Genomic DNA, 10,518 nt, shown 5'->3' with positions numbered 1-10,518 from the left:
TCCTGCCGGGCGCCGGCCCGGCCCGCCCGGGGCGGCGGGAGTGCCGGCGGGGTCTGAGAGAGTGGGGGACATGAGCGCAACGGGTACGGTCGCCGGGCAGCACGTCGTCGTCGTCGGAGCCGGGATCGCCGGGCTGGCCGCCGCCCACCGGCTGCTGCGGCGCGGCGCGCGGGTGACCGTGCTGGAGGCGTCCGACCGGGTCGGCGGCAAGCTGCTGCCGGGCGAGATCGCCGGGGTGCGGGTGGACCTCGGCGCGGAGTCGATGCTGGCCCGCCGCCCCGAGGCGGTCGCCCTCGCACGCGAGGCGGGGCTCGGCGACCGCCTGGAGCCGCCGGCCACCGCAGCGGCCTCGATCTGGACCCGCGGCGTGCTGCGCCCCATGCCCAAGGGCCACGTCATGGGCGTCCCCGGCACCGCGGCGGCCCTCTCCGGCGTCCTGTCCGACGAGGGCCTCGCGCGCGTCGAACGCGACGCCGACCTGCCCCGCACCGAACTCGGTGACGACGTGGCGGTCGGCGCGTACGTGGCGGCGCGCGTGGGCCGCGAAGTCGTCGACCGCCTCGTCGAGCCCCTGCTGGGCGGTGTCTACGCGGGCGACGCCTACCGCATCTCGATGCGCTCGGCCGTCCCGCAGCTGTTCCGGGCCGCGCGTGCGCACGCCTCGCTCACCGAGGCCGTGCGCGAGATCCAGCGCGAGGCGGCGACCGCCCCGCAGGCCGGTCCCGTCTTCATGGGCATCCGGGGCGGGGTGGGCTCCCTGCCGCTCGCGGTCGCCGCGTCCGTCGAGGCGGGCGGCGGCGAGATCCGCACGCGCGTGCCGGTCACCGCGCTGCGCCGCGACCCCGCGGGCGGCTGGCACGTCACGGCGGGGGAGCGCGAGCTGCGGGCCGACGCCGTGGTCGTCGCCGTCCCCGCGCCGGCCGCGGCCGCCCTGCTCGCGACGGTGTCCCCCGGGGCCGCCGCCGAACTGCGCACCGTGGAGTACGCCTCCATGGCCCTGGTCACCCTCGCCTACCGGCGCGCCGACGCCGCCCTGCCCGACGGCAGCGGCTTCCTCGTCCCGCCGGTCGACGGACACACCATCAAGGCCTCCACCTTCGCCTCCCAGAAGTGGGGCTGGATCGCCGACGAGGACCCCGGCACGGTCGTGCTGCGCACCTCCGTGGGCCGCCACGGCGAGAGCGGGATCCTCGACAAGGACGACGCCGACCTCGTCGCCGTCTCCCGGCACGACCTGCGCGAGGCCACCGGTTTGACCGCGTCCCCCCTGGAGACCCGGGTGACCCGCTGGACGGACGGCCTGCCGCAGTACCCCGTCGGCCACCACGCGCGCGTGGCCCGCGTCCGCGAGCAGCTGGCCCTGCTCCCCGGCATCGCGGTGTGCGGCGCCGCCTACGACGGCGTGGGCATCCCCGCGTGCGTCGCGAGCGCCGACGCGGCGGTGGACCGGCTGGGCGGCGACCCGGGCGCCGCGGCGCGGCTCGCGGCCGACCCGGTGCAGAGTCTGCACGGCGGAGCGGGAGAATGAGAGCCATGAGTGACGACGCCTCCACCACCGAGCCCGGCAGGATCCCGAACAAGGGCAAGCTGGCCAAGGACCTCAACGAGGTCATCCGCTACACCCTGTGGTCCGTCTTCAGGCTGAAGGACGTGCTCCCCGACGACCGCGCGGGCTACGCCGACGAGGTCCAGGAGCTGTTCGACCAGCTCGCCGCGAAGGACGTGACGATCCGCGGCACCTACGACCTGTCCGGACTGCGCGCCGACGCCGACGTGATGATCTGGTGGCACGCGGAGACCAGCGACCAGTTGCAGGAGGCGTACAGCCTCTTCCGCCGCACCCGGCTGGGCCGCGCCCTGGAGCCGGTCTGGTCGAACATGGCGCTGCACCGCCCCGCCGAGTTCAACCGCTCGCACATCCCGGCGTTCCTCGCCGACGAGACGCCCCGCGACTACGTGAGCGTCTACCCCTTCGTCCGCTCCTACGACTGGTACCTGCTGCCCGACGAGGACCGCCGCCGCATGCTCGCCGACCACGGCAAGATGGCCCGCGGCTACCCCGACGTCCGGGCCAACACGGTGGCGTCGTTCTCGCTGGGCGACTACGAGTGGATCCTGGCCTTCGAGGCCGACGAGCTGCACCGCATCGTCGACCTCATGCGTCACCTGCGCGCCTCCGAGGCCCGTATGCACGTCCGCGAGGAAGTGCCGTTCTACACCGGCCGGCGCAGGTCGGTGGCCGACCTGGTGGCCGGTCTGGCCTGACGGGCGGACCCGGTCGTCGGGGCTCGCCCCGTGACCCCGACGCCCTGACGCCCGACGCCCCGACGCCCGGCGTCATCGCCCGTGCTCAGCGCCCGGCGTCGGGCCTCGGCTTCGGTTCCGGCTCCGCGCGCCCCGCGCAGGCGGCGCGCCGGGCCGGGAGCCGGCCCTCCAGCAGATACGCGTCGAGATGCCCGTTGACGCACCGGTTGGGACCGCCCGCGATGCCGTGGGTGCCCGCGTCCCGCTCGGTCACCAGGACCGAGCCCGACAGCCGCCGGTGCATCTCCAGGGCGCCCGCGTACGGCGCGGCCGCGTCCCGCTCGGCGGCCAGGATCAGCGTCGGCGGCAGCTCGCCCGGCCCGGTCCGCACGTCGAGCGGCCGCTGCCGGGGCGCCGGCCAGTAGGCGCACGGCAGGTTCGCCCACACGTTGTCCCAGGTCTCGAACGGGGCGATCCGCGCGAGCCGCGTGTTGTCGCGGTCCCACACCCTCCAGTCCGTCGGCCACGGCGCGTCGTTGCACTCGACGGCCGTGTACACGGCGTTGGCGTTCTCCGCCTCGGCGGCCGCCGTCCGCGCCGGAGCGGCCTGCGCGATCAGCTGCTTCGGGTCGCCCTTCAGGTACTCCGACAGCGCCTGCGCGCGGCCGGGCCAGTAGTCGTCGTAGTACGCGGCCTGAAGGAACGCGCCCTGTAGCTGACCGGGCCCCACCTTCCCGCCGGCCGGCGCCGCGGCCAGCCGGGCACGGGCCCGTTCGTAGCTGTCCAGCACCTCGTCGGCCGTGGCGCCGAGGCCGTACACGTCGTCGTGCGCGGCGATCCACTCCCGCAGGTCCGTCCAGCGGCTCTCGAACGCCGCCGACTGGCCGAGGTTGTTGCGGTACCAGATCTGCGCGGGGTCCGGGTCCACGGCCGCGTCGAACACCATCCGCCGCACGTGCGAGGGGAACAGCGTCGCGTACAGCGCCCCGAAGTAGGTGCCGTACGACGCCCCCATGAACGTCAGCCGGTCCTCGCCCAGGGCCGCCCGCAGCACGTCCAGGTCGCGGGCGTTGTTGAGCGAGTTGTAGTGCCGCAGGGCGCTGCCCGCCCGCTGCGCGCAGCCCCGCGCGTACGCCTTCGCCTGCGCGATGCGCTCCTTCTTGTACGACTCCGAGGGGTGGACCGGGGCGGGGGAGGGGCCCTTGAAGAAGCGCTTGGGGTCCTGGCAGGACAGGGGCGCCGACCGGCCGACCCCGCGCGGGTCGTAGCCGACGAGGTCGTAGGCGGCGCCGATGCGCTTCCACTCCGGCAGCAGCCCGATCAGCGGGAAGTACCGTCCGGAGCCGCCGGGACCGCCCGGGTTGAAGACGAGCGCGCCCTGCCCGGGCACCCGCCGCTTGCTGTTGTGCGGATCCCGGTGGGTCGCCTGCACGCGGCTGACGGCCAGCGTGATCTGCCGGCCGTCGGGGTGCGCGTAGTCGAGGGGGACGGAGACGGTGCCGCACTGCATGGCGCCGGGCAGGTCCTGCGCGTCGGAGCACTTCCCGAAGTCGACGCCCTCCGCGGCGGCCCGCGCGGCGGCGAGCGCCACGCCGGGGACGAGCGCCCGGCCCGCGGTGAGCGGCCTGCCGGGGGCGAGGGCCGGGCCCGCGGCGAAGGTGTCCGGGGCGATCGGGACGCCGGGGGCGCCGGCGTGGGGGAGCCCGTTCGCCGGGACGGCGGCGAGGGCGGTCAGGAGCAGGGCTCCTGCGGCCGAATGGAGGGCGGCGGCTCGCATCGGGTGTCCCTTCGGTGCACGGGGGCGACAAAAGGGATGGTTGGTTCGGCCCAGGGGGAAGGCAAGCACCAACGGCGGGTGTCGGCGCCAATGCCCCCTGTGCGCCCCCCGGCGACGGGGCGCGCCCCGCCACGTCCCCGTCGTGCCCGCGGACGGGCCGCCGGTCCGGACGTCCGACGGGGGTTCAGGAGCCGGGCGGCGGGCTCGCGGCGGCCGGCGGAAGCGGGTAGGTGGGCGAGGGGGACGCCGGGAGCGGCACGACCGGCCCGGGACCGGTCGAGGCGGTCGACGGTCCGGGGGAGCCGGGGGCCGACGGGGTGCTGCCGGCGGCCAGGTCCTGGGCGAGCGCGTCGAAGTCGACGTAGCCGGTGGCCTCGAGGATCTTGATGTGGTCCAGCACGGTGGTGTTGGCGTCGTCGGCGAGGGCGCGCACCAGCGAGTTGCGGGTGCCGGCCCGCACCTGGGCGACGAGGGCGAACACCCGGCCGTGCGCGAGGCGCAGCACGTTGGCGAACGTGCGGTCGTACTCCACGCCCTGCGCCGCGTCCAGCTCCGCCAGCCAGCCCTGCTGCTGTTCGCTGGGCTCGTCGGGCAGTGTGAGGCCGAGCTGCGCGGCGACGGTGCGCACCCGCTGGTCCAGGAAGGCGTGCCCCTCGACGAGGTGCCGGCCCGCCGTCCGCACCGCCTCGGTCGTGCCCTTCGTCTGCGCCTGCCGGCCGGCGGGCAGCTCCCACAGCCCGGCCAGCCGGACCTTGGTGACGAACTCCTGGTCCAGGGCGGACAGCGGCCCGTACTGGGTGGCCACCGCCTCTTCCTTCAGCGTGTTCGCGTCGGCGGCGGTCGGCCCGCCGGAGTACGACCAGACGGGGAAGATCAGCGCCGCGAGGGTCGCCGCCAGGCCGGTGATGATGAGCCCGGTGCCACTGAAGATGCCTCTGCCCTGGATCGGGGGACGCGGGCGCATGGTGCCTCCTGCTCGCGGCACTGCACACTAGTGCGCTTCGGTTGCGGGAACTGGCATGTTACTGCGCCGTTCCCGTCAACTGCCGTACAGGGGCGAAGCGTTGCATCACCACCATATCGGTCGAAAACGGCGAGGTGGCGGGAGGGGTGAATCGGGGTGAAACGCCGGTAAACGGCTGTCGCGGCGGGTGCGGGCTCGTGACTCCGGGGCGGTGTTAACCCGGGCACATTCCGGGCGCGGCGACACCGGACGCTCGTCAGTGCCGGGTCAGGGCTCGTCCCCTCCGGCCCAGGCGGGATGTCCTCCGGGGTGCGGGACCGGAGCGGTCCAGCCACCAGCGGCGCAGCTCGCGCCGTGGCCGGCCCGGCGCGCAGCGGCCGCTCAGCAGCGTCTCCTCGGCGAAGTCGAGGGCGTCCTGCCGGTAGCCGCCGCGCATCGGGCGCCCCTGGGCGTACGTGAGGAAGGCGGCCCGGTAGCCGTCGCCGAGGATCAGCGGCAGCTCCGGCGCGACCTTCGCCACCACGTCCGCCCGCTTCGCCGCCAGCGCGCGCGCCTGCACGCCGAGCCGCACCCGGTCGAAGCCCTCGGGGACCGGTGTCCCGGCGACCAGGGCGGAGAGCAGCGCGGCCTGGGCGAGCCCCAGCCGCTGACGGGCGGCCCCGGCGGGGGCGACGGGCTCCTGCCTCGGGGCGACGCGCTCGGCGCGAGCGACGGGCGCGGCAGGTGCTGCGGGCGGGAGGGAGGCTGCGGGCGCGGCCAGGGTGGAGGCAGGAACGGCGGTGGCGCCGACGGCTGCGGCGACGGTTGCGCCGACGGCCGAAACGGCGAGGCGGGCCGCAGGAGCGCACGCGTCGCGCGTCACGCCCCGCGGTCCCGTGCGCGCGGAGGGCCGTGCGGCGAGGCTCCGGGCCGCCCCTGTCCGGACGGCCTCCCGGATGCCCGCCAACTCCCTTTCGAGCTCGGCCGGTTCGGGGAAGCGGTCGTCCCGCTCCAGCAGCACTCCCGGCGGCGACACACGGGACGCGAGGTCGGTCAGGATGTCGAGGACCGGTCGGGGCACCGGATGGGCGTGGCTGTCGTGCCAGACGCCGTCCCGCTCGAAGCCCCCCGCCACATGGACGTAGGCGATGGCCTCCAGAGGCAGCTCGGCGAGCGCCTCGGCGGGATCCTCGCCCCGGTTGACGTGGTTGGTGTGCAGGTTGGCGACGTCGACGAGCAGCCGCACGCCCGTGCGGTCGGCCAGCTCGTACAGGAACTGCCCCTCGGTCATCTCCTCGCCCGGCCAGGCCACGAGCGCGGCGATGTTCTCGACGGCGAGCGGCACGGGCAGCGCGTCCTGCGCGATGCGCACGTTCTCGCACAGCACGTCCAGGGCGTCCCGGGTGCGCGGCACGGGCAGCAGGTGTCCGGCCTCCAGCCGGGGGGACGCCGTCAGCGGGCCGCCCGCCCGCACGAACGCGATGTGCTCGGTCACCAGCGGCGCGCCCAGCGCCTCGGCCCGCTCGGCCAGAGCGGCCAGCCGCCCCGGGTCGGGCCGCTCCGCGTCACCGAGCCCGAGCGAGACGCCGTGCGGGACCACGGTGACCCCGCGCTCGCGCAGCCGCAGCAGGGAGTCGGGCAGATGGCCGGGACACACGTTCTCGGCGACGGCCTCGACCCAGTCGATGCCCGGCATCCGCTCCACGGCGTCCGCGATCTCCGGCCGCCAGCCGATCCCCGTCCCCAGTCGCACCATGGCCCCCGCCTCCTTCGTTCCCCCTGCGTGGTGACGGAGGTATGGCCCCGCCCCCGTCCGCCGAACCGCCCGGGACCCCCCTTCAGAGCAACATTTGAGGTTCGGGCGCGAGGGGGGCGGTCGACGGGCGCGGGGCTCAGCGCGCGAGCAGCGCGGGATGCTCCGCGACGACGGTGCAGCTGCCCGGGGCGATCTCGGTGAAGCCCGCGTCGCGCACCAGCGGCAGCCCGCCGGCCGTCAGTTCACGCCACCGCCGGTCGGCGGTCCGTACGGCGAGCGGGAACCCCGCCTCGCGCCAGGCGGCCCGCTCGTCGTCCGACAGCTCCCACCAGGCGAGCTGTGCGCCGTGCCCGGCCTGCGCCATCGCCTTGCCCGCCGACATCTCGACGTCCGGACTCATCCACAGCACGGCCGTCCCCGGCGCGACGTCCGCGGGCGGCTCCGGGTCGTCGAGCTCGGTGCCGGAGACCTGCAACTTGGCGAGTTCCTTCGGCCAGCCGTCCAACGGCACGGGCGGGAAGACCCGCACCTCCGCCGACTTCCCGGTGACCGTGATGCCCGGCAGCTCCCCGGCCCGCCGCCACTCGGCGCCCCGGGCCCGGCGGACCACCTTGCGGATGCGGGCGTCCTGCCAGTCGCGCATGACCTGGGCCCACTCGCCGTCCCCGACGGACCGCTCGTCGCCGAGCATCACGAGAACGGCCCGGGCCGCGGCCTCCAGGGCGTCGGTACGGGCCGGGGGCGCGGACTTCTCCAACCGCACGACCAGCGGCAGCACGAACTGCGGAGCCTCGTCGCGGGGGGTCGGCTCGGTCTGAAAGGGGCTTTCACTCACAGCCGCAGGCTACTTGACCCGGTCTCGCGCGCAGCGGGGCGGCCGCGCCCGCGGTGACCGCGCGCGGCCGTTCCACCGCGGCCGGGACCGGACGCGGCCCTTCTGCGCCAGGATGGACGCCATGGAACGCGATCTCCGCCTGGACGACGTGGGCCGCCGCTACGGCTTACGCGGCCCGTGGGTGCTGCGCAACGTGTCCGTGACGCTGACCCCCGGCAGCCTCACGCGCGTCGAGGGCCCCAACGGCAGCGGCAAGTCCACCCTGCTCCGGCTCCTCGCCGGGACCGACGCCCCCACGGAGGGCCGGGTCACCGGCCGCCCCCGCACCGCGTACGTCCCCGAACGCTTCCCCGCTGCGCTCCCCTTCACGGCCCTCGGCTATCTGACTCACCTCGCCGCCGTGCACGGCCTGCCGCGGGCGTCGGCCGAGCGCACCGCGCGGGAGTGGCTGGACCGCTTCGGCGCGGCAGCCCACGCCCGCACGCCCATGACCCGTCTGTCGAAGGGCAGCAGCCAGAAGGTCGCCGTCGCACAGGCCCTCCTCGCGGAGCCCGGGCTGCTGATCCTGGACGAGGCCTGGACCGGCCTGGACGCGCAGGCGCGGGCCGAACTGGAACGGGCCGTCGCCGAGCGGACGGCCGCCGGCGGGGCCGTGGTCTTCGTCGACCACGACCCGCGCCGCCTGGCCGGGGCGGCGGACACCGTCTACACGGTGCGCGACGGCGGTCTTCGGCGCCGTGCCGTCGACGAGCGGCCCGCGGCGCCCGACGGCCCGTACATGATCGTCGAGGTGCGCGGCGCGTCCTCGCCGCTTCCCGCCGAGGCGCTCCGCCTGGCCGTCCGCACGCAGGAGACGGCTCGGGGGACGCACCGGCTCACGGTCCCCGCCTCCCACTCCGACGTCGTGCTGCGCGCTCTGCTGGCCGCCCGGCCGCCCTGGCACGTGGCGGACGTCCGCCGGGACGAGGGGCGCCGATGACCGCCCTCCTGCGCTACCAGGCCGCCCTGTTGGTGCGCTCGCAGCGCTGGCTGCCCCCGTTCCTGCTGTACGCCGTGTTCCTCGGCGTCGGCGTGCAGGGCGGCCAGCCGCTGCTGGACTCGCTCGGCTACGCCGCCGCCTTCCTGCTGCCCGTCGCCGCCTGGCTGGTGCGGATCTGCGTCGCCGGCGAACCCCCGGCCGCCCGCGCCGTGGTCGCCGCGGCGGTCGGTCCGGCCCGGGCGCACCTGGCGTGCGTGCTGGTCGCCCTGGCGTCGGCCGTGGTGCTCGGCGCGCTCGCGACAGCGGTCGTCACCCTGATCAGCGACCCCGTCGGCAGCGACCACCAACGCCGTGTGCCCGTCCCCGAGGCCGCGGGCGCGGGCCTGCTCGCCGTGCTGACCTGCGCCCTGCTCGGCGCCGCCGTCGGCGCGCTCACCGCCTGGCCCGTGCTGCGCTCGACCGGTCGCGCGGTGCCCGCGCTGCTGCTCGCGGCCCTGCTGTCGCTCGTGGTGAGCGGTTCCCCCGCGCACGCGGCCGTCAGCGGGCTGGTCGGCGGCTCCCACACGGCGACGGTCCACATGCCGGTGCTGCCGCTCGCCGCGGCGGCCGCTCTGAGCGCCGCCGCCGTCGCCGCGGCCTGCGCGCTGACGTCCCGGCGGTCGCCGTGAGAGGGCGCGAGAGGGGCGGGCCGCCGAGCGCCGGGCGGCGGCCCGCCCCGCGCGGGCGTCCGGGCCGGAGGCTGGTCGTCGAGCCGCGCGGGCCGTTCGGTCCGGTGGCGCTCGCCGACTGGGCGGAGTCCGGGTTCACCTGCTCGTAGCCGCGCGGGGGCGGGGCGGGTCCGGGTGGACGCGCACCGCTTCCGTGAGCTCGTGCAGCGCGTCCGCCACCGTCGGGGCCGGGACCCGGGCGCGTCCTTCCGCGTGGCGCCCGCTCGCCGAGGGCGGTGCGGTCGGTGGCCCCGGCCCCGCTCGGGCCGGCCGCGCCGGGGGGCGGGCCGGGGGTCAGCCGGAGCAGGCGGTCCGCTGCGCCTCCTGCCACTCGCACACCGGGCACAGCGTGATCCCCTTGTACGACTCGGGGTGTTCGGTGGGTTTCCGGCACAGCACGCACTCGGCGAAGGGGGGCCCGTCCGCGGCGGGCGGGACGGTCGCGTCGATCCGGCAGTGGTCCCGGTCGGTGTCGTCGCTCATGCCTCCCAGCGTACGAAAGCGCCCCGGCCCGCGAGCCGGACGGGCCGTGCGGGTCAGCGCCGTGCGCTCGCCGTCCCGATCAGCTCCGACACCCTGACGAACCGGTAGCCCCGGCGGCGCAGCTCCGGCACGACCGTGCGCACCACCCGCTCGGTCGTGGGGGCGGCGCTGCGGGTGCAGTGCATGACGACCACCGAGCCGGGTTTCACGCCCTGCATCACCTGCCGCGCCACGGCGTCGGCGTCCGTGGCGAACGCGTCGCCGCTCACCACGTCCCACTGCACGGCGGTCACGCCGGCGCCGCTCACCGCGCGCAGCGCCCGCCGGTCGTAGCAGCCGCCGGGGAAGCGGAAGTAGGGCATCGCGTCCGGCACGCCCGCCTTGCGGAACGCGGTGTACGCGCGTTCCACGTCCGCGAGCATCCGGTCCTCGGGGACGGTCGGCAGGCCGTAGCAGTCGTCGGTGAAGGCGTAGTGGCTGTAGGAGTGGTTGGCGACCTCGAACAGGGGGTCGTGGCCGAGGGAGCGGGCCTGGTCCGGGTACTGCTCCGCCCAGCGGCCCGTCATGAACACGGTGGCCGGCACCTTCAGCGTCCGCAGGGCCGCGATCAGCGCGGGGTTGTCGAAGTGTTCGCCCGCGGCCGCCCGGCCGCCCTGGTCGGCGGTCATGTCGGCGTCGAAGGTGAGGGCGACCACCTTGCCGGCGGCGCGGGGCGCGTTGCGGAAGACCGGGGTGAGGCCGGCCGGTCCGGGGGCGAGCGTCGGGGGTCCGGAAGGGCCGGCGGGGGTGTGGGG

Annotated in this window: 10 protein-coding genes; 4 read left to right on the top strand and 6 right to left on the bottom strand. The window is 76.2% G+C overall.

The genetic code is table 11. The annotated features are described in order from the left end of the window. The first annotated feature begins 70 nt into the window (after window positions 1-70). Together hemG and hemQ are read left to right on the top strand one after the other, a co-directional pair. Window positions 71-1,528: a protoporphyrinogen oxidase gene (gene hemG / locus KMS84_RS35615; RefSeq protein WP_256920673.1), complete on the top strand. Its 1,458-nt coding sequence runs from the start codon at window positions 71-73 to the stop codon at window positions 1,526-1,528. Window positions 1,529-1,533: 5 nt separating this feature from the next. Next, window positions 1,534-2,265 (top strand): hydrogen peroxide-dependent heme synthase, encoded by a 732-nt coding sequence (gene hemQ, locus KMS84_RS35610; protein WP_256920672.1) that lies wholly within the window; start codon window positions 1,534-1,536, stop codon window positions 2,263-2,265. Window positions 2,266-2,350: 85 nt separating this feature from the next. Here the strand turns inward: hemQ and KMS84_RS35605 are convergent, their stop codons facing one another. The 4 genes from KMS84_RS35605 to KMS84_RS35590 all read right to left on the bottom strand — a co-directional run bounded on the left by KMS84_RS35605 (window position 2,351) and on the right by KMS84_RS35590 (window position 7,555). Further along, entirely contained in the window at window positions 2,351-4,021 is a 1,671-nt protein-coding gene (locus KMS84_RS35605; protein WP_256920671.1) for an alpha/beta hydrolase, read from the bottom strand. Window positions 4,022-4,205: 184 nt separating this feature from the next. Further along, the gene (locus tag KMS84_RS35600; RefSeq protein ID WP_256920670.1) at window positions 4,206-4,985 is read right to left on the bottom strand and encodes a DUF4142 domain-containing protein; all 780 of its coding nucleotides are present in this window, start codon (window positions 4,983-4,985) and stop codon (window positions 4,206-4,208) included. 256 nt (window positions 4,986-5,241) lie between these two features. After that, complete coding sequence (locus KMS84_RS35595) at window positions 5,242-6,720, bottom strand: MbnB/TglH/ChrH family RiPP precursor modification enzyme (RefSeq protein ID WP_256920669.1); 1,479 nt, start codon at window positions 6,718-6,720, stop codon at window positions 5,242-5,244. A gap of 136 nt (window positions 6,721-6,856) precedes the next feature. Further along, window positions 6,857-7,555, bottom strand: a complete 699-nt coding sequence (locus KMS84_RS35590; protein WP_256920668.1) for an aminoacyl-tRNA hydrolase — start codon at window positions 7,553-7,555, stop codon at window positions 6,857-6,859. 121 nt (window positions 7,556-7,676) lie between these two features. Here KMS84_RS35590 and KMS84_RS35585 point away from each other — a divergent pair, with 121 nt between their 5' ends. Together KMS84_RS35585 and KMS84_RS35580 are read left to right on the top strand one after the other, a co-directional pair. Continuing rightward, window positions 7,677-8,534 carry an ABC transporter ATP-binding protein gene (locus KMS84_RS35585; protein ID WP_256920667.1) on the top strand — a complete coding sequence of 286 codons (858 nt, stop codon included), beginning with the start codon at window positions 7,677-7,679 and terminating at the stop codon, window positions 8,532-8,534. Beyond that, a complete protein-coding gene (locus KMS84_RS35580; RefSeq protein WP_256920666.1) occupies window positions 8,531-9,202 on the top strand; it encodes an ABC transporter in 672 nt (223 codons plus the stop codon). Before KMS84_RS35585 ends, KMS84_RS35580 begins: the two co-directional genes overlap by 4 nt. A 333-nt stretch (window positions 9,203-9,535) precedes the next feature. Here KMS84_RS35580 and KMS84_RS35575 read toward each other — a convergent pair whose 3' ends face one another. Continuing rightward, a complete protein-coding gene (locus KMS84_RS35575; RefSeq protein ID WP_256920665.1) occupies window positions 9,536-9,724 on the bottom strand; it encodes a hypothetical protein in 189 nt (62 codons plus the stop codon). Window positions 9,725-9,777: 53 nt separating this feature from the next. Then, window positions 9,778-10,518, bottom strand: a 741-nt coding sequence (locus KMS84_RS35570; protein ID WP_256920664.1) for a polysaccharide deacetylase family protein, incomplete at its 5' end; no start/stop codon positions are given.

Origin of the sequence: Streptomyces hilarionis, from assembly GCF_024539675.1 — a bacterium.
Taxonomy (GTDB): domain Bacteria; phylum Actinomycetota; class Actinomycetes; order Streptomycetales; family Streptomycetaceae; genus Streptomyces; species Streptomyces hilarionis.
This window is presented reverse-complemented; position numbering and strand designations above follow the sequence as displayed.

What these genes read in the sequence shown, in the direction of transcription:
- hemG (WP_256920673.1), top strand. Translation starts at nt 71, where the DNA reads ATGAGCGCAACGGGTACGGTCGCCGGGCAGCACGTCGTCGTCGTCGGA.
- hemQ (WP_256920672.1), top strand. Translation starts at nt 1,534, where the DNA reads ATGAGTGACGACGCCTCCACCACCGAGCCCGGCAGGATCCCGAACAAG.
- KMS84_RS35605 (WP_256920671.1), bottom strand. Translation starts at nt 4,021, where the DNA reads ATGCGAGCCGCCGCCCTCCATTCGGCCGCAGGAGCCCTGCTCCTGACC.
- KMS84_RS35600 (WP_256920670.1), bottom strand. Translation starts at nt 4,985, where the DNA reads ATGCGCCCGCGTCCCCCGATCCAGGGCAGAGGCATCTTCAGTGGCACC.
- KMS84_RS35595 (WP_256920669.1), bottom strand. Translation starts at nt 6,720, where the DNA reads ATGGTGCGACTGGGGACGGGGATCGGCTGGCGGCCGGAGATCGCGGAC.
- KMS84_RS35585 (WP_256920667.1), top strand. Translation starts at nt 7,677, where the DNA reads ATGGAACGCGATCTCCGCCTGGACGACGTGGGCCGCCGCTACGGCTTA.
- KMS84_RS35580 (WP_256920666.1), top strand. Translation starts at nt 8,531, where the DNA reads ATGACCGCCCTCCTGCGCTACCAGGCCGCCCTGTTGGTGCGCTCGCAG.
- KMS84_RS35575 (WP_256920665.1), bottom strand. Translation starts at nt 9,724, where the DNA reads ATGAGCGACGACACCGACCGGGACCACTGCCGGATCGACGCGACCGTC.